Origin of the sequence: Bacillus sp. AFS002410, assembly GCF_002556365.1 — a bacterium.
In the GTDB taxonomy this organism is placed as follows: domain Bacteria; phylum Bacillota; class Bacilli; order Bacillales; family Bacillaceae_G; genus Gottfriedia.
Genome location: NZ_NUEU01000005.1, coordinates 129,707 through 148,758 on the forward strand (window position 1 = coordinate 129,707; position 19,052 = coordinate 148,758).

The following is a 19,052-nucleotide window of genomic DNA, read 5'->3' on the forward strand; positions in this document are numbered from 1 at the left end:
ATGGAAGGATAGGGCTGACTTTGTGGAAAAACGCGAACGCTTAGTGAACTTTATTGATAAAGCTGTGAACTTTGTTGATATAGTAGTGTTTTTTGTTGATATCGAGGTGAAGTTTGTTGATAAAACGATAAAGTTTGTTGATAAATTGTTTTTTTTGCATAGGTGTTGAATAACACTTCTTCATCCGAACACATTAGCAACAAAAAAACCTTTACTCTAATAGTAAAGGTTCACAGTAAAATCATTATTTTGCTTTAAAAATACCAAATGGTTTCCCTACTGGTAAAAACTCTCTTCCAAAGTGACTATTTAAAACAGCTGCAGCTGATCCATAAAATGACATAATTGCAATTCCTAATTCACTATATGCTGCAAATGTATGTGTAGCTTCTTCCATAAATCCAAGAGTGCTAAGTGATAAACCGATAAATAGACAATCAATTAATACAAAAATAATAAATAAAACTTTATGTGTTTCCATTGCTCCAATTGTCATAAAGATTGAAAAGATTAAATATCCTACAAAAGCAAAACCAAGTTGTTTTACATCTGCTGCTTTCATTAATGCTTCCCCAAACACGCCTAATTGAATTAACCAAGTAGTACCAACAGCTAACCAGAAGAAAGCATAACCGGCAAATGCAGTTGCACCAAAAACATTATTATGTTTGAAATCCTGGATACTCGCAAATAATTGTGCAATTGCACCTAAAAATATAGCCCAAGGTAAAATTAATGAAACACCGTCAGTAATTCCTAACTTTTGTGTTGAGGCAACAAGCGTTACCATCGCTAAGCCGAATAAACCAATTGCAGATGGATCCGCAGTAGTAATTTTAATTTGTTGTACGTCTTTCATTGATGTAAATCCTCCTAAACTTTTAAACAGACTAAACTATACTACTATATAATTTTGAGGATTCATATAGCTTTTTTTCGCTTTAAAAAAAGAAAGCACTTTCTTTTAAAAAGAAAGCGCTTTTTACCAAAAATTACTTTTTATGTCGTTTTGCATACCCACATCTTTTGCATAATTCTTCCACTGCACATCGTCTTGAGAATCCATCATAAATCGCTCTAGCACGTTCAGAATTTAAAATATCTTCTAATGATGTCTCATATAAGTTCCCTAAAGGAATTTTACCTTCACTATCTAAACAACACGGTACAACAGTACCATCAACTAGTACTCCGATTTGATCCCTTAAACCATAGCAGAATACTTCCTCATCGATAATGTCATTTCCCATGTCTGGCCATTGAAACTTTTCTGCCATATTTAAATAAATTTTATCGCGCAGTTTAATATTATGCGTTTCTTGCAGCCTTTCACTTAAAGAAAAATCTAAATTTAGTTTTTCCTCAAGTAATCTTAATATATCAATATTTAACGAGTTACTTGCTTGTAACTCTGCGCTATCCATATTCCAAAGCCTAATCGCACAAATCATATCGCTTTTTTCATTCGCTTCATTTATGAAATTCGTAATATTTTCAACGTAATCATGCAAATCCTTCGTTAAATCATTCGCTTCAAAACTGTGAAGTGAAAAATTGATTTGTCTTAAACCTTTTGAATCAATTAACAAATCCTTTACTTTATTAATTAACGTACCGTTCGTTGTAATATTAACCTTCAAACCATTTTCATGACTAATGTCCAAAAATCTACCAAGCTTTGTATTTAAAAATGGCTCACCCATCAAATGAAAATAAATATGATCCGTATAAGGTTTTACTGAATTAACAACATGAGCAAATGCCTTCTCATCCAAAAACTTCAACGGTCTCTCAAGCGTTGGGCTCGGACAAAAATTACACTTCAAATTACAAATATTTGTAATTTCTATATAAACTTTCTTAAATTTTCTCATTCTACTCTCCTACTTTAAATGATCTATATACACATATTTCACTCTTAAAAAACTCGAATAAATCTATCATACAATAATTTTCAAGATATTAATATTTCTACACTCTGTTCAATTTTTACCAACCGAACAAAATTGTAATCATTCTAAAACTTCATGAAATTGTTTAAATTTAATGACTAAAACCTCAGTTTACATATAACTATTTTATTATAATTTAATTAGGCAATTAAATAGCATAGGGGAATGGTTTTATCTTCTTTTCTACATTTTTTTGTAGAAAGGAGGTGATGCCATTGGAAACACTTGAAATACTTACACTGATCTTCATCGCAATGACCTTCGTCGTTGTATTGATTCAATTAGTAGTTAGTATTATTAACGCAACAAAAAAGAAATAGCCCCTATGCTTTCCACCGCATTGACTACTTCTTTAGTAAAATTCTCTGATAAAACCATTTCGGCTTATTTAGTTGCCTAGAACGTGTGTTGTCGCACTCGTTCTTTTCTTAATATATATTTATTATAGCATATGATTCATTTGATATACTTTGATAGCTTGAATTTTTTGTTAAATTATTCTTATCGCAATAACCTTTGTCGTTGCATTGATCGAATTAATTGTTTGTATAATTAGTGCAAAAAAGAAATAGCCCTTATGCTTTTGGCTCACATGGGCTACTTCTTTGAAATACTTAGATAAAACCATCTTGGCTAATTCATTTGCCAAGAACGAGTGTTACAGCACTCGTTCTTTTTGTAGTTTTGCTCAGCATGGGCTACTTCTTTGAAAAACTACATAAAACCAACTCGACTGCCTAGAACGAGCGTTGTTCCTCTCATTCTTACTCTTAATTTATCATATTTTTTAATCCAAATTTATGAAGTATATGTTATTTCTGTGAATAGATAATAATTTACATTTCCAATCAGTTTTATCAGTATTCAATCGACATTTTTCCATATTTCCCGAGAAATTTCCTACCTAAATTTTGACAAAATCTATGCTTTTTAAAATAAAATTTGTTGACAGTTGTTTGTAATCTGTAATATTATTTGTTCATCGCAAAACAAACTAGTTTGATTTTAAAAAATGCAGTATCAAATATAATTAATAATTTAATTTAAAAGCCATGATGAGAAATAGTAAAAATATTAAGTTCTTAAACAGAGAGTTCCCGGTTGGTGCGAGGGGCGTAAGACAATATTTTGAACACATCTCTGAGCTGAGCACCGAACCCTTTTTTGGTAGTAGACTGTTTCCGGATTCCCTGCACCCGTTATCGTGCTAGAGTATAGCTTAATTGCTGCACTTGAAGAGGTTGGTATCGTGAGGTATCAATAAATAGAGGTGGAACCACGTGAGTATTACTCCCGTCCTCTAGCTATTCTATATAGCTAGAGGTCGGGAGTTTTTTGTTTTTCAAGAATAGTTTAAGGGAGAGAGTAAAAATGAATAAAAAATTAATGTCAGCAATTATCATGTGTATGATTTCAATATTAGTTGTAACGGGTTGTGGAAAAGAGAAACGAAATGCGAACGAAGTAGTTGTTGGTTTAGACGATACTTTTGTTCCAATGGGCTTTAAAGATGAAAAAGGAAAGGTCGTTGGTTTTGATATCGATTTAGCAAATGAAGTGTTTAAACGTGAAAAAATGAAAGTAACTTTCCAACCAATTGATTGGTCAATGAAAGAGACTGAATTAAAATCTGGTAATATCGATGCAATTTGGAATGGTTATTCAATTACACCGGAGCGTGAGAAAAAAGTTGATTTCTCTAGTCCTTATTTAAAAAATAGACAAGTTATTATCACACTTGCAAATTCAAAAATAAAAACAAAAGCAGATTTAAAAGGTAAAAATGTTGGTATTCAAGAAGGATCAAGTTCTTTAGATGCAGTTAATAAAGATGAAAAATTAGTAAAATCTTTCAATGGTAGCAAACCGGTATTATACGAAAATAATAACCAAGCTTTAATGGACTTAGAATCTAAGCGTGTTGATGTAGTTGTCGCAGATGAAACATTAGCTCGTTACTATATGAATAAAAGAGGACAAGACAAATATAAAATTTTAGACGATAACTTTGGTGAAGAAGAATATGGAATCGGCGTTAGAAAAGACAATGATGCTTTACTTAAAAAAATTAACAAAGAAATTGATGCTATGAAAAAAGATGGCACTTACGACAAAATTTATAAAAAATGGTTCGGTACTTTGAAATAAAAAGGAGATTATGATCATGGAACAAATTACATCTTTATTACCTTCCATGCTTGATGGATTAACAGTAACGCTAGAGGTTTTCTTAATTACTCTGGCGTTATCAATCCCACTTGGAATCGTTATAGCACTTGGAAGACTTTCAAATATAACAGCAATCAAATCAATAGTGAGTTCTTATATACTTTTAATGCGTGGTACACCACTACTTTTACAAATAATCTTTATCTTTTTCGGTTTACCATTAATTGGAATTGTGTTTGACCGCTTTACAACAGTAATTATCGCGTTTACATTAAATTACGCTGCATATTTTGGTGAAATTTTCAGAGCTGGCATTCAATCGGTTGATAAGGGGCAATATGAAGCAGCTGAGGTTCTAGGCTTAAGTCGCAGCCAAACATTTAAACGAATTATTCTACCTCAAATGACAAAAAAAGTACTACCTCCTGTTTCGAACGAGGTAATTACGCTGATTAAAGATTCAGCACTTGTATATGTAGTTGGACTAGACGATATGCTTCGAGTAGCTAAAATCGCTTCTAATACTAGCGCGTCACTACTCCCTCTTGTTTTTGTTGGAATCATCTATCTGCTATTAACAGCAGTATTAACTACATTATTTAAACGTTTAGAAAATCGATATTCATATTATAAATAAGGAGAGACTTATATGTTAAAAGTAAATAACTTAACAAAACAGTTTAATAAACAAACAGTATTAAATGAAGTCTCTTTTGCAGTCAATAAAGGAGAAATCGTTACCCTTTTAGGACAATCTGGAGCTGGAAAAACAACAATTCTACGTTGCATTAATGGCTTGGAAGGTTTCGATGGTGGATCAATTGAAATAGATGGTCAAATCATTAAATCTAAAAAGGATCTCTTAAAAGTACGAAAAAACGTCGGTCTCGTTTTTCAAAACTATAATTTATTCCCTCACAAAACGGTGATCGAAAACATTATTGAAGCGCCAATGCTTGCACTAGGAATGAATAAAGAAGAAGCTATAAAAAGAGCGATTAGATTACTAGAACAAGTTGGTCTTAGTGAGAAAGCAAACGCATATCCAAACGAATTATCAGGTGGTCAACAACAACGTGTAGCTATTGCTAGAGCATGTGCACTACAACCAAAAATTCTTTGCTTCGATGAACCTACTTCGGCTTTAGATCCTGAACTAACGAATGGCATTGCTGAGATTATGAAGAGTTTAGCAAATGACGGAATGAGTATTCTAGTCATTACACATGACATGGAGTTCGCAAAGAATGTCTCGACTCGCACTCTCCTTGTAAAAGAAGGAAAAGTTTTAGAAAGTGCCTAATTAAGGTGGCTGCTAGATGATATTTTGAATGATTTTACTTAGATTTACACTATTTTCTTATATTCAACGTACTAAAATTGTAAATCTAGGTAAAATCGACTTCATTTTAGGTGAATTTAGCTTCTTATTTGCAGATTCACCTTTTTTATTTGCAGTTTTGATATTTTTAATTGCAGGTTCACGTAATTTATTTGCAGTTCTTCCATTTTTATTTGCAGTTCCATTAGTTTATTTGCACTTTTGTTAAATTTAATTGCAGTTTTCCCTTTTTTATTTGCAGTTTCACCCGATTTATTTGCAGTTTCACCCGATTTATTTGCACTTTCAACATCATTGCTACTTAGGTAATTTATTTGCCGTTCCATTAGTTTTTTTGCACCTTTGCTAAATTTATTTGCAGTTTTCCCTTTTTTATTTGCAGTTTCACCCGATTTATCTACACCACCATTATAAAAAAAGAGGCCACAATAAAATATTGCAAACCTCCCCACAAATCAATGAAAAAACTTACTAATAAATGATAATCCCATTATTAAAGCGACGATAAAGCATAAAATAACTAAACGTTTTTCATGTTTATTTGAAGAGTGCATGTCATCTCCTCCGCTCTACTTTTTCCCTTGAATATATTCGGCATCAAATAAAAATAGTTTAAATAAGAATAGCAATGATGGTACTAGTAGGAGTAACCCTAATAAAAATACGGTTACTAGCATTGTTCCGGACGTTTGATTTGTGTAGCCATTATAGATTGTTATATATGGGTCTAAAATATATGGCAAGTGTGCTGCTCCGTAACCGAAAAATGCGAAGAAGAATTGGAGCATAACAAAGATAAAAGCTGTTCCGTAGTTTCGTTTTATTAAAATTAAAGTTGATGCAATCAGAAAGCAAATTAGTGAAAGTAAAAACATCCACCAATAATGGTTAATAATATTTTGATAAAATCTAGTATTGTTATCTCGTAATCCTACAAATACAAGGAAGCTTGATAGGATTGTTGGAACGGTCCAAAATAAGGCGTATTGTCGTAAAATTGCTAGAGCACTTTCATCCTTTGCTTTACTAGCGTAGTATGTTAAAAATGTAGCGCTAATATATAAAACTGAAATGATTGCAATGATTACAACACTCCATGAATAGATGCTTGTTAATAAATTTTTAGCTAAAAATTGAACGACTCCGTTTTTTTCAAAAATATACCCTCCACCAGAGATCGTTAGAACTGTACAAAGTGATGCAGGTATTAACAAGCCAGTCGCTCCGTATAGGAATAAATATACTTTATTATCCTTTGAACCGTAGTTTGAAAATGCGTAGAATGATCCTCTAATTGCTAACAGTACTAGTGAGATACTACCTGGGATTAATAAAGCTGTACCGTAGTAGAACGCAACACTTGGAAAGAATCCAATAATCCCTACAAAGAAAAATACAAAAAATACGTTGGTAATTTCCCAGACTGGTGATAAATATCTACTAATTAAATTACTTATTAAATGATCCTTCTTCGTAACCTTTCCGTAATAAGCAAAGAATCCTGCACCGAAGTCAATTGATGCAATGATGATATATCCATATAGGAATGTCCATAAAACGATTATTCCTAATAACTCAATATTCAAAGAAGCTCACCCTCCTATTCATCAGCTCTGTTCAAACTTGATAAACAAAGCCTATTTTTTTAAACGATATTGAAGTTCATCTTCGGGTGGATTATGAATGAACATTTTTCGAATTACGATTGTACAAAACACTCCTAAAAATACATACAATACAAAAAATAACCAAAACATTCCGCCTAGTCCTTTGGCTGTTGTGGCCCCTTCTGAAACCTTCATATATCCTCTTAATATCCATGGCTGACGGCCGACTTCAGCAATCATCCATCCTAGTTCGATATTAATCATCGCTACGGGTCCGGTCATTGCTAGTCCACGTAATAGCCATTTATTGTGCATCCAATTTTTCTTTTTAATTGAAAATACAACAAAAATAAAGGTCATCGATATAATTAATCCAACAAAGGTCATCTTAATATCAAATAAATAATGTATGTATAAAGGTGGGGTCTCATCTTTTGGAAATTCATTTAAACCAATTACTGGTGCATTGAAATCTGAAAAAGATAAAAAGCTTAATAATTTAGGAATGCGAATTTCATATTTTACTTCATGGGTCTGATCGTCTAATGTTCCGAATAAGACAAAGTCTGCCCCTCTCTGTGTTTCAAAGTGCCATTCGATTGCTGCTAACTTTTCCGGTTGGTATTTAGCAAGAAATTTTGCTGAGACATCCCCTGTTATTCCAGTTAAAACGGCGAATATTAATCCTAATGTAGCCGCTAATCGTAGACCTTTTCGTGTATATTCTGTATTCATTCCTCTTAAAATTTGAATTGCAGCGATCGAAGTCAATATGAGAGCAGATGCAACATATGCAGTAACGATTACATGTAATGTTTTTGATGGTGCCGCTGGATTAAACATCGCGGCAATTGGATCGACTGTTTTAATTGCTCCATTTTTCAAGGTAAAACCTTGTGGTGTATTCATAAATGCATTTACGGTAGTGATAAAAAATGCTGACAAGGTCGAGCCTAATATTACGGGTAAAATAATTAGCCAATGATAAATAGGCTTTTTGAATCGATCCCAGGTATATAAATATATTCCAAGAAAGATTGCTTCAAAAAAGAAAGCAAATGTTTCCATAAATAACGGAAAACTAATAGCCTGACCTGCAATTCTCATAAAGCTCGGCCATAATAAAGATAGTTGTAGACCGATACACGTTCCAGTAACTACTCCAACTGCAACAGTAATGGTGTAGCCTCTAGCCCATCTCCTTGCCAACAACGAATAATGTGGGTCTTTTTTTAAAATCCCCAATCCCTCAGCAATCGCAATCATTAATGGGATCCCAACACCAATCGTTGCAAAAATAATGTGAAATACTAGTGTCATACTTGTTAGTAATCTACTGAGTGTGACATTATCCAACTCCATCTGCTATCCCCCCTACACTGTAATATCTTATTGTCCATTGGAATTAATTATTCTAATCAAATTTTTACTAATGTTACTATTTTGTGAAATTCATCACTCTATATACTTTTCACGTTCGCATCTATAAAAGTATGTTCCTCTAACAATAAAGGTATACGTTAAGTTACGGATTAAGAAAGGTGGAAATAAAGAAAGAAAAATTGGCGAAGATAGGGTATAGTTTCACTTATTCCCGAATTAGAAACTACGTCTATTTCCCTTTCTAAACGGGAAAAAAACCACAAGAAATTATCTCGTGGTTTACTTCTTAATAGTGCTTTCAGGTAGCCCTATATATTAATTTATTAAGCGGACAATGCGTTTCTTTTTCCAAGAAAATTTGTAGTAAAAATAGTTTAGACAAAGGCCAACTATAAAGGCTGCCGGATATCCTACCCAAATTCCTTTCATTCCGAGATGTGTGTAATGAGACAATAGATAAGCTACTGGTACTTCAATACACCATATGACGAAAATGCTAATTAGAGTCGGCCAGAGAACTGCGCCGCTTGCTCGCATTGTTGACGTCAAAATAAATGAATGGCCAAGGATTAAATATCCCCATAATGTGATCATTAATAGACTATTGGCAATGTGAACTGTACTTGCGTTTGTTAAAAATAAATTTAAGATTGGCTCTGAGAAAAGATAGGTTAATAAAATGACTATGCCCCCTAGCACATAGTTAAGTAATAAACCTATTTTAATAACTTGGTTTAATCGTTCAAACTGATTCGAACCAATTGACTGAGCAGCAAAAATCGATACTGCAATTCCAATACAGATTGACGGCATCTGAACATAGCTTAATAATTGATTTACTACCCCGTAAGAAGCTGTAGCATTTGATCCATAATGATTTACGAACGTAATTACGGCGATTTCTGAAATCGAAAGAAAAACCATATTTATACTAGTCGGTATACCAATTTTTAAAATTAATTTTAATAGTTCAAAATCCATTCGTAAATATTTTCTAATTGATGAATCAATTCTAAGAGGGTGCTTCGTTTTAGATAAGTAAATAATTAGAACGATACATGTTAAAATCGTTGAAACAACTGATGCATACGCCGCTCCGTAAATTCCTAACCTCGGAATACCGATCCATCCAAATACTAAAGGCGGTAACAGGGCAACATTTAAAACCGTGCTTAATACTAGAAAGTAAAATGGGGTTTTCGAATCTCCAATACCTCTCATGAGAGTCGTATAAACCATATAGATAAATAAAACTGGTATTGACCAAAATAAAATCGACGCATAATGACTACTTACATTAAGAATATTTTCAGGTGTCCCTATTAATTTAAGTAAATCTTCAATAAAAAGATTACCAATAATAGCTAAGGCGACAGCAAGAATTAAAGTAAAAGTAAGAGTCGTTCCAACAATTGCTTTTAACCTCTCATCAAACTTTGCTCCATATGCCTGACCGATTAAAATTGAACTACCAGATCCAATTCCAATAATAAAAGAAACCCAAAAGAAAAATATTGGAAAGAAAGCAGAAATTGCAGCTAGAGCATTTTCTCCTAGCCAATTCCCCACTATAATCATGCTAAAAACTTGGCCAATTGACTGCAGAATATTACTTAAAAGCAATGGAATTAGAAACAGAATCATAGGACGTAATAAAGTAAATTTTGTTACCTTTTGCCTATCGGGATTTATCTCTGATGTAATCAAGCTTGATCACCCTTACCATTAAATGAGTTATAACCTCGTTCACCGAACGGTTGCAGTTTTTCCAGCCATTTTTCCTCAAGCTTCTTTAAATCTCCCTTAATACCTAATGGACTAATATCTTCTTCTTTCAAAACTTCTAATTCCTCAAAAACAAATGATTCTTTACCATATTCATTCCATTCTTGTTGAAGAGCTTGATTTGTACAAGACCCTGCCTCTAATTCAAATTTCTTTCCATTTATTGTTTTTAAATTTTTAGTACTTACAATAAATATTTTTTCATTTTTAACATTCCTAATTTGGTATATTCCTGCTTGCACTTTCGTTTCTTTATACTGCATTTTTAATTCTTTTTTCCTACTCATTTCATAACAATCCTTTCTTTTACTAAACTTTTAGCCAATAGCTACTTCCATCTGCCTTACGATCAATAAATCCATACTCAATTAAATATCTTCTTAAAATGACATAGTCATGGTAAATAGCTGTTAGTACCGCATTTATCTCTTTTTCTGTATATGACTTATTTGGTGAAAATCTTTTAGCGATTTCTCTCAAAACAACCAGTTTTTGTTTTTCCTTTAATGGAAATTTAGTTAATGGGCCATCCACGCCTTCAGGAAAATATTTTTTTAAACTTTTTTCCTTCTCGTCTTCAGTGATGTTATAACGATCATCAACCATTTTCGCTGTTTTATGAAGCGGCAAAAAGTTTGGAGCATGCTGATCCTTTTCCTTTAAAAGCTCCATCAACACGAGGAATAATTTCGCTTGTCGCTCTTTTTCTTTTAAAACAAAGCGATGATTCCTAATTGTTGAAGCACTGCCAATTCCGGTTTCTTTTTGAATATCGGCATCACTCTTACCTTGGTAAAAAAGACTTAGAAGATGGTTTTGATGTTCAGTTAATCCTGTCAACTTTTTATCCAGTTTAATTAAATAGTCGAAAACAGAATTATGATTACGTTCTATATGAATCTTCATAAATTTTTCAGCCTCATATAAAACACCTGAATCTTGGTAAACAATTCCTTTCTCAATCTTTTCACTACAAAGTAGGCATGAATAATGATCCTTCTCTTCGCTATACCCTTGTTTTAATTCTTTATTTCCAGCATTCCAAAAAGCATCTAAATTTTCCATTGGCAAACACAACCTTTTATTATCTATTATTTCACAAACAAATAGTTAAAATGTTTATTAATCACTAAACATAATATGTCATTGTTTATAAATTGTCAATTTCATTAAAATTTAATTCCAAAATTCATATATTGATCAAAAAGCCTTTGTAATATTCACTGTAAATGAAATTCATCCAATTATTTTCAAAAATAATCATTAAATGGCATTTATTTTCAATATTTCCAATTATTACCTACAAAAACTTACAAAATAGTACTTTATTCCCTTTACAAACATATTCACTTAAGACACCAGAACCAATTTAAAATCAACAATTGACAATTCTTTACAGTACTTTACAATTAAAATGTAAAGATAATTTAATATTTGTCATATTTCAGCGTGTTAAAAAGAACTATTTTATTTTCTTAATAGACTAATATTTTTTAAGAAAAAACAGTAAAATTAAATATATAAACAAATCAGGTTTTGACTATATATCATTCACGTGTAATCGGAAGTGATTTCTATAAAAGTTAGGGGGAAGTTATGTCAATTTACCAAGAAAAACTTATTGAGCTTTTATCCGTCGAACAAAAATTCGATAGATCGTATTTGCATATTAAACTATTATTTAATCAAGAAATTGAGCTTCATTGGGAAATTGACAACAAAACGGCTAATCTTTTGAAATCAAAAATTAATTTTGAAGAGAATGTGAAGTATAATCTTTCGTTAAATAGTGCTTGGTATGAGGAAAAAGGTCAGTTTACTAGCTATGTAACTAAAACTAGTGATCATAAAAGCGAGAAAATCTACTTTTCATGTTCAGAGGAATACCATCTACAGCTTCATTCCATAAAAAATATGAAAGATCTTAGAATACTAATCGATTTGCCTTATTTATCAATTACTCGATCAAGTTCAAAAAATGAAAAGAATAGCTCGAAACGGTATAAGCTTTATGGTTGGATTACTGTTGCGGCTATTAGCCTGCTTTCTATTATTTTAATAGGTTATAAGAGTCACACTTGTGTCTCAGAATCCTTTTTTTGTGGAAAAAAACCAGCAAAAGCTGAAAGTGTTGCCAAGGCACAAAACATAAAAGTTAATGAAAAGCAAAACAAGATAGACCAGCAAAAACAAGATCCAAAGAAGACTTCAATTAAAAATGTCTCTCAACCGAATTCTCAAATAAATGAACCAGACGTAAGATATGCAACAAAACAAGAACCCGTAAAGAAGCCCGTCCTATCAATCTACCCAACTACAGAGTTAAAAAACGTAGTAAGTTATAGCATCCCAGAAGGCAGTGTAGCACTTACATTTGATGATGGTCCATCGAAATATTCAAAGGAATTTGTTAATATATTAAAAAAATACAAAGTCGGGGGAACGTTTTTCTATATCGGGGAAAATGTTCAAAGATTTCCTGAAAATGTTCTATATGCATATTCAAACGGCTACTCAGTCGGAAGCCACTCTATGCACCATTATGACTTCGTAAAACTATCTTATAAACAACAAGAAAATGATTTAATTCAAACGAACAATCTAATCAAAAATATTACGAAGCAAGACACAGTTCTCTTTAGACCTCCATACGGAGCAAAAAACGAAGCAACTATACAATTAATGCAAAAACATCAATTTAAAATGGTTTTATGGAATAAAGATACTGAAGACTGGAAAAATCGCAACACAAATACAATTATTCATTATGTAAAAAGCTACACCGAGTCTGGTAGCATCATTTTACTTCATGAATCAAAACCTTCTTTAGATGCTTTACCTCAAATTATTGAATATCTTAAATCAAAAAATTTAAAAATAGTTAGTTTATATTAAAAAAGTAGTCACGCTAAAGTGACTACTTTTTTATTCATTTCTTCCCTGCACCAGTGTAAAACTTCTCCCTTGTTAGTTCAAAAATGTACGAATATTTATTTTCCTCACTTGTTGACTCTCTCTCGATTTTACCTTTATTACTAAATTGATTTCTCTCTAGTAGTTGGATTGATTTTTGATTTCCCGACTGAACATCGCCTTCTATTGTTTGTAGATTTAATACTTTAAATCCGTAATCTAGCACTGTTTCAATTGCTTCCTGCATGATTCCTTTTCCTTGAAGCTCCGGTGAAAGTTCGTATCCGACTTCCCCCTTTGATTGTTCGATTGCAAAATTCCACAAACAAATTGTCCCAATCAATTGATCACTTTCTTTAAGTGTAATTGCCCAAAGAACCCATTCATTACGATCTATTCCTTCATTAATCATATTAATGTATTGCAGTGCTTCATCTATCTCTTTTACAAGCGGTCGGCTAATATATTTGGACATTTCTTTATTTGATCGCAATGCAAATATTTCATTTTTATCGTCTTGGTTCATTTGTCTTAAAATTAATCGTTCCGTGATTAATTTTGGAAATGGTTTAAAATTAAGGCTCTCCATTCTAATTTATCCTCCAATTAAAATACTTAAATCAGTACAACTTGTTTCAATTCTATTATCCCTAATCTAATTATGTAATGGAATACTTCTAATAGAAAAAGCACTACTTTATGTAATGCTTCTTTTACGTATTTATTTAGTTTTTATCATGAAATATAAGAACCAATTTGCATGAATGCCATCTTCAATAGCCGCTCGATTAAAGACATTTTTAACAGTTTGATTCGTTGTACTGTCGGCAATTTTTAGATAAAAGCGACTATCATATTGTTCTCCAATAAATAAGGCTTCAATTCCTTGTTTAAAGGTTTTCCCACATACTTGTGTAATTTTGGCTTCAATTGTTCTTCCTGTTAGTATTCGATAAACTTGTTGAAACGCTTCATAATGTCTAACATCATCTTCACGAATCTCATTAATCACTACTTTTGTAGCATCATTTGGTGCTTGTTGTCCTAATTGTGCCAGGCAATTGATTGCATTATATTTTAAGTTAATCGCTTTTTCAATGTCTCTTTCTAATTCAGCGTTTAACTGTCTATAGTAATCGTAATAATTATTTGGATTTTGATAAGAATACATATGTCCCCTCCTCTTTACCACATATTACTTTATGGGTAAACGAAGTATTGGGTGCGTGTCTAGATGAATGTATGGATTTAGGAAAACGAATGGTTTAAAAAAGATTAAAGGAATAATCAATTACAAGGAATAGGGTAGAATAAGGAGCAGATTAAAGAATTTAAGATTGTATTGATATTAATACCTAGGTGCAAGGGATTGGCTCCTTGCTTTTTTATTTTTTTGAACAAACTTTTCTTTTTCTCCCCCCATTTCTCTGCACTTCATTGTTCCTAATTTTCACAGTAAATTTTTACGAAAATACACGTTTTCGGTACGATTTATTTTTAGTAAAAATTAACTTATATTTTTTTTATTTTTTATAAAACTTTTTCGAATAGGTATACGTCTTTTATATGTGTACCTTCTTAGATACGTATCTCAAAAAAGGAGCTCTTTACATGAAGGGGAAGTTAAACTTAGAAAAGGAACTTGTAGATTTTATTATTAATAATAAAGACGATTTTTATCGATTAGCATATAGCTACGTTAAAAACTCAGAAGATGCGGTGGATATATTACAAGATTCTATTCAAAAAGCCATTTCCTCAAAAGATAAATTAAAGAATGAACAATCTTTAAAAAGTTGGTTTTATAGAATTGTAGTAAATACAGCATTAGATTTTTTAAGAAAACAGAAAAAAATAATGGTAGTGGATGAAGAAACGATTGAGTTATATTCTCCAGGCCAAGATGATAATTACACTAATATTGATTTAGAAAGGTCATTAGAATCATTACCAACTAAATACCGCGCTGTAATTGTCCTAAGGTATTTCGAAGACCTTAAAATCGAAGAAGTTGCAGAAATTTTACAGGAAAGTCCAAATACAATAAAGACTCGTTTATATAAAGCTTTAGAAATACTCCGGATTAAAATGAAATGAATTTATTTTTTAGGAGGCCAATTAGTTGGATAAGAAATTAGAAAAATTAAGATCGGACTACAAGAATGTCCCCATTCCTGATAACTTGGACATGATCGTTAAAAAAGCAATTAAACGCTCCATGCAAAAAAGATATCCTCTAAAATCGATTACTGGATTTGTTGCCGCAGCACTATTTGTTTTATCAATTAACACTAGTTCATCATTCGCAAAGACTTTATCGAATGTTCCAATACTCGGAAATGTTATTAATGTACTAACTTTTACTGAATTTACTGTAAATGAACCAACCTATAAAGCAGATCTAAAGGTTCCTGCTGTTACTAATTTAAAAAATAAAGATTTAGAGCAAAGCTTGAACAAAAAATACTTAGATGAAAACCGTAAGCTTTATGAACAATTCAAGAAAGAAACAGAATCAGTCAAAAAGGATTCTGGTGCGCACTTAGGAATTGACAGCGGTTATGAAGTCAAAACAGACAATGAGGATATATTGTCCATTGAACGATATGTTGTCAATACTGCCGCTTCTTCGTCAACAACTATGAAGTTTGACACGATTGATAAGAAAAAAGAAATCTTATTGTCATTACCAATCCTTTTTAAAGATCAATCATATGTAAAAATAATTAGTGAAAATATTAAAGAACAAATGAAAGAGCAGATGAAAAAGGACGAAAGTAAGGTATACTGGATACCTGAGGCAAATCTGGATTATTCAATTGATGCTTTTACAAGTATTAAAGAGAATCAAAATTTCTATATAAATAATGATCATAAATTAGTAATCTCATTTGATAAATATGAGGTAGCCCCTGGTTATATGGGTATTGTTGAATTCATTATTCCGACTGATATTCTTTCAAAAGATTTAGTCGGTAATCATTATATAAGATAGCAGGGTTTCCTTAAATTATCCTTAATAAATTAACAGTATAAACAAATGAATTTAAAAGGGCCTCTCTCATTTTGAGACTTGGCTCTCTTTTAAGCGAAACGAAATAGATATAACCATAAGCCAAATAAATAAAGATAGGGCTAATATAAGTAGTTATATTAGGGGAAGGGGTAGTTTACAATGAACTTTTTGGTTCAGAAAGCTAGAAAGTTAGATTTTCTAAGCGTTCAACATTCTTTTGAGAAAGAAATCGTTTATGAGGTGTTTAAACGTAGAGGCAAATCTTATGTCTAATACAAACAAACAGTATCGTTACATGGGCGGATTAGACGGACTTAGAGCTTTAGCGGTTTTGTCAGTAATTGCATATCACTTAAATTTCTCCTGGGCATCTGGTGGGTTTTTAGGAGTATCGGTCTTCTTCGTACTTTCAGGTTATTTAATTACTGATCTATTAATTGCAGAGTGGAGTATTAATAATAGAATCGACTTAAAAGGTTTTTGGTTCCGTCGCGCCAAAAGACTTTTACCTGGGATGTTTACGTTATTACTTATTCTCATAGCATTCGTTTCATTGTTTAAATCATCTATGATCGGAAATTTAAAACAAGATTCGGTAGCTGCAATCTTTTATTACAGTAATTGGTGGTATATTTTTCATCATCTTTCGTATTTTGATTCATATGCAAACCCATCATTATTAAATCATTTTTGGTCGTTAGCAGTTGAAGAACAATTTTATATCATTTGGCCAATTCTTACTCTATTAGGCTTAAAATATATTAAAAATAAGGATCGACTTTTCTTATTTACATTAATCGGCGCATTTGTTTCAGCAATTTTAATGGCTATATTATTCCATCCAGGGAGTGATCCTAGTAGAGTATATTACGGTACTGATACGAGAGCCTTTTCATTACTAATAGGTGCAGCTTTAGCACTAGTATGGCCGAGTCGAAAGCTTACAAATCACGTTACAAAGTCTGGAAAAATTTTAATTGATGTAGTTGGAATTACTGGTTTATTCATTTTTCTACTTATGGTGGGGAAAACGAATCAATATGATAGTTTCCTATATCGTGGGGGAATGTTCCTATTATCAATTTCTGCTGCTATGCTAATTGCGGCGCTTGCACACCCTACAAGCAAGATTGGTAGATTCTTATCAATGAGACCATTGAAATGGATTGGATTACGTTCATACGGTATATATTTATGGCAATACCCCGTAATTATATTATTTACCCCTAAAGTAAATGCAGGTGATGTTTCAATCTTTAGAGCACTTATTCAAATTACCTTAATATTTGTTCTTGCAGCACTTTCATATCGCTACATTGAAGACCCGATTCGAAAAGGCAAACTAAGATTACTTTTAAAGAACTTCCTCTCAGGAAATATTAATATAAAAGAATTCTTCTACAAACATATCGTCATGATTAGCACGTTTGTTTTATTAGCTGGAATTGCTAGCTTTGGGCTATCAGTACTTCCAGACGCTAAAGGAGTAAAAGCAAGCTCAGAGGTAGAGTCAGTTCAATCCGTATCAAAGCAATCAGCTGAAACGGTACAAAACAATGTTAAAAAGCCTCCTTCAACTAACGTAGTTGATCATGATAAAGTAGCAACGAACCCAGTTCAACATAACGAAAGCAATAACCCATCAAAAACCGATGATAATCCATCAAAAACTGATGAAAAGCCCGTTGCAAATAATACAACAACCAAACAAAATGAACCAGATCAGAATGAACAAAAGAATGACGATAAAAATGTAGCAAAGAATGAAGATCAGAATTCGAATGTAAATACTAACCAAACTCCAACTAACACTAATACACCTGATGTTACGGATAATCAAAAAAACATCTTTATTATTGGAGACTCGATTGTTATTAATTCGATTCCTCAGCTCAAACAGACCTATCCATCTTTATCAGTAAACGCTAAAATTGGTAGACAATTTACTGAAGCAACTAGCATTATTCAACAAGCTAAAAACACAAATTCGCTTGGTAATATTGTTGTCATTGAACTAGGTACAAATGGTCCGTTCACCGGAAAACAAATGTCTTCTCTAATTGATTTAATTGGAAAAGATCGAAAAATTTTATTTGTAAACACGCGAGTACCTAGACCTTGGGAATCTTTCGTTAATAAAACTTTAAGAGAAGTTTCAAATAGATATCCTAATACTAGAGTTCTAGACTGGCATAGTGCTAGCGCAAATCATAGCTCATATTTTTCACCAGACGGCGTTCATTTAAAACCAAACGGCGCAAAAGTATTTGCTTCATTAGTAACAAATGCAATTGAATCATGGAAGTAAAATGAGTAAAACCACAAGGGAATCATGTCCCTTGTGGTTTTCTTTTTGTTTTTTTATCGGATTGTCGTCATTCTTTGGCGCGGAATGGCCCTTATGAACAAAATTTAGTGGTTTATGCACAAAACTCAGTGGTTTATGTACGAAACTCAGTGCTTTATGCACAAAACTCACCCATTTATGAACAAAACTAACGTATTTACGCACAAAAACAGCTGCTTTATGAATAAAGTTCACAACTTAATCAACACAGGACATATTATGTTCGCTTTCTAGCAGCTTACTCATTATCAAATTTTTTTGTTTTAGATATTAAAACAAGTCCAATAATCAAAATAACGATATATGAAAATAAAGCATACTGTTCCGATCCAAACGGTAAGATAAAATTAAAATTGCCACTGCTAAACCAAGGCACAATGCCTCTTATCAAACCTTGTACACTTATAATAAATAAGGCAATACCTAATACTCGCAAAAGCGTATTAATAACCATTCACTCCTAATTACATTAACATTTTTTAATTAACAAGTTTATCTTAACATAGCTAGCAGAACTTTCTAAACGTAATAAAACCAC

The 19,052-nt window shown here is 32.1% G+C and carries 18 protein-coding genes and 1 other annotated feature; of the genes, 8 read left to right on the forward strand and 10 right to left on the reverse strand.

Going from position 1 to position 19,052, the window contains the following annotated elements; genetic code table 11:
• Positions 1-244: 244 nt before the first annotated feature.
• Both CN692_RS04955 and CN692_RS04960 read right to left on the reverse strand, forming a co-directional pair.
• Complete coding sequence (locus CN692_RS04955; protein WP_098118032.1) at positions 245-859, reverse strand: acetate uptake transporter; 615 nt, start codon at positions 857-859, stop codon at positions 245-247.
• Positions 860-992: 133 nt separating this feature from the next.
• A complete protein-coding gene (locus CN692_RS04960; protein WP_098118033.1) occupies positions 993-1,874 on the reverse strand; it encodes a radical SAM/SPASM domain-containing protein in 882 nt (293 codons plus the stop codon).
• A gap of 1,121 nt (positions 1,875-2,995) precedes the next feature.
• Positions 2,996-3,256 (forward strand) — a binding site (T-box leader).
• A 67-nt stretch (positions 3,257-3,323) separates the two neighbouring features.
• Here CN692_RS04960 and CN692_RS04970 point away from each other — a divergent pair.
• The 4 genes from CN692_RS04970 to CN692_RS25810 are packed head-to-tail and all read left to right on the forward strand — an operon-like array spanning position 3,324 to position 5,671.
• Positions 3,324-4,100 (forward strand): amino acid ABC transporter substrate-binding protein, encoded by a 777-nt coding sequence (locus CN692_RS04970; RefSeq protein ID WP_218923534.1) that lies wholly within the window; start codon positions 3,324-3,326, stop codon positions 4,098-4,100.
• A gap of 16 nt (positions 4,101-4,116) precedes the next feature.
• Positions 4,117-4,758, forward strand: coding sequence for an amino acid ABC transporter permease (locus tag CN692_RS04975; RefSeq protein WP_098118035.1), 642 nt, complete (start codon positions 4,117-4,119; stop codon positions 4,756-4,758).
• A 12-nt stretch (positions 4,759-4,770) separates the two neighbouring features.
• Positions 4,771-5,424 (forward strand): amino acid ABC transporter ATP-binding protein, encoded by a 654-nt coding sequence (locus CN692_RS04980; protein ID WP_098118036.1) that lies wholly within the window; start codon positions 4,771-4,773, stop codon positions 5,422-5,424.
• 28 nt (positions 5,425-5,452) lie between these two features.
• Positions 5,453-5,671, forward strand: coding sequence for a hypothetical protein (locus CN692_RS25810; RefSeq protein ID WP_142317498.1), 219 nt, complete (start codon positions 5,453-5,455; stop codon positions 5,669-5,671).
• 361 nt (positions 5,672-6,032) lie between these two features.
• Here the strand turns inward: CN692_RS25810 and CN692_RS04990 are convergent, their stop codons facing one another.
• The 5 genes from CN692_RS04990 to CN692_RS05010 all read right to left on the reverse strand — a co-directional run bounded on the left by CN692_RS04990 (position 6,033) and on the right by CN692_RS05010 (position 11,303).
• The gene (locus CN692_RS04990) at positions 6,033-7,049 is read right to left on the reverse strand and encodes a cytochrome d ubiquinol oxidase subunit II (protein WP_098118038.1); all 1,017 of its coding nucleotides are present in this window, start codon (positions 7,047-7,049) and stop codon (positions 6,033-6,035) included.
• A 51-nt stretch (positions 7,050-7,100) separates the two neighbouring features.
• Positions 7,101-8,432 (reverse strand): cytochrome ubiquinol oxidase subunit I, encoded by a 1,332-nt coding sequence (locus CN692_RS04995; RefSeq protein ID WP_098118039.1) that lies wholly within the window; start codon positions 8,430-8,432, stop codon positions 7,101-7,103.
• A 336-nt stretch (positions 8,433-8,768) separates the two neighbouring features.
• Positions 8,769-10,097, reverse strand: coding sequence for an MATE family efflux transporter (locus CN692_RS05000; RefSeq protein ID WP_098118169.1), 1,329 nt, complete (start codon positions 10,095-10,097; stop codon positions 8,769-8,771).
• A gap of 59 nt (positions 10,098-10,156) precedes the next feature.
• Positions 10,157-10,525, reverse strand: a complete 369-nt coding sequence (locus tag CN692_RS05005) for a GIY-YIG nuclease family protein (RefSeq protein ID WP_098118040.1) — start codon at positions 10,523-10,525, stop codon at positions 10,157-10,159.
• Between the two features lie 22 nt (positions 10,526-10,547).
• The gene (locus CN692_RS05010; RefSeq protein WP_098118041.1) at positions 10,548-11,303 is read right to left on the reverse strand and encodes a DUF2087 domain-containing protein; all 756 of its coding nucleotides are present in this window, start codon (positions 11,301-11,303) and stop codon (positions 10,548-10,550) included.
• Between the two features lie 531 nt (positions 11,304-11,834).
• On the opposite strand from CN692_RS05010, the gene CN692_RS05015 reads away from it, so the two are divergent.
• Entirely contained in the window at positions 11,835-13,133 is a 1,299-nt protein-coding gene (locus CN692_RS05015; RefSeq protein ID WP_098118042.1) for a polysaccharide deacetylase family protein, read from the forward strand.
• 34 nt (positions 13,134-13,167) lie between these two features.
• On the opposite strand, the gene CN692_RS05020 is transcribed toward CN692_RS05015, so the two are convergent.
• Positions 13,168-13,740, reverse strand: a complete 573-nt coding sequence (locus CN692_RS05020) for a GNAT family N-acetyltransferase (protein ID WP_098118043.1) — start codon at positions 13,738-13,740, stop codon at positions 13,168-13,170.
• Positions 13,741-13,872: 132 nt separating this feature from the next.
• Entirely contained in the window at positions 13,873-14,322 is a 450-nt protein-coding gene (locus CN692_RS05025) for a ferritin-like domain-containing protein (protein ID WP_098118044.1), read from the reverse strand.
• A gap of 440 nt (positions 14,323-14,762) precedes the next feature.
• On the opposite strand from CN692_RS05025, the gene CN692_RS05030 reads away from it, so the two are divergent.
• The 3 genes from CN692_RS05030 to CN692_RS05040 all read left to right on the forward strand — a co-directional run bounded on the left by CN692_RS05030 (position 14,763) and on the right by CN692_RS05040 (position 18,475).
• On the forward strand, positions 14,763-15,248 hold the full coding sequence (locus CN692_RS05030; RefSeq protein ID WP_098118045.1) for an RNA polymerase sigma factor: 486 nt from the start codon (positions 14,763-14,765) through the stop codon (positions 15,246-15,248).
• A gap of 25 nt (positions 15,249-15,273) precedes the next feature.
• Positions 15,274-16,146 (forward strand): DUF3298 and DUF4163 domain-containing protein, encoded by an 873-nt coding sequence (locus CN692_RS05035; protein ID WP_218923231.1) that lies wholly within the window; start codon positions 15,274-15,276, stop codon positions 16,144-16,146.
• A gap of 286 nt (positions 16,147-16,432) precedes the next feature.
• The gene (locus CN692_RS05040) at positions 16,433-18,475 is read left to right on the forward strand and encodes an acyltransferase family protein (RefSeq protein ID WP_098118046.1); all 2,043 of its coding nucleotides are present in this window, start codon (positions 16,433-16,435) and stop codon (positions 18,473-18,475) included.
• A 277-nt stretch (positions 18,476-18,752) separates the two neighbouring features.
• Here the strand turns inward: CN692_RS05040 and CN692_RS05045 are convergent, their stop codons facing one another.
• The gene (locus CN692_RS05045; RefSeq protein ID WP_098118047.1) at positions 18,753-18,968 is read right to left on the reverse strand and encodes a hypothetical protein; all 216 of its coding nucleotides are present in this window, start codon (positions 18,966-18,968) and stop codon (positions 18,753-18,755) included.
• Positions 18,969-19,052 lie beyond the last annotated feature (84 nt).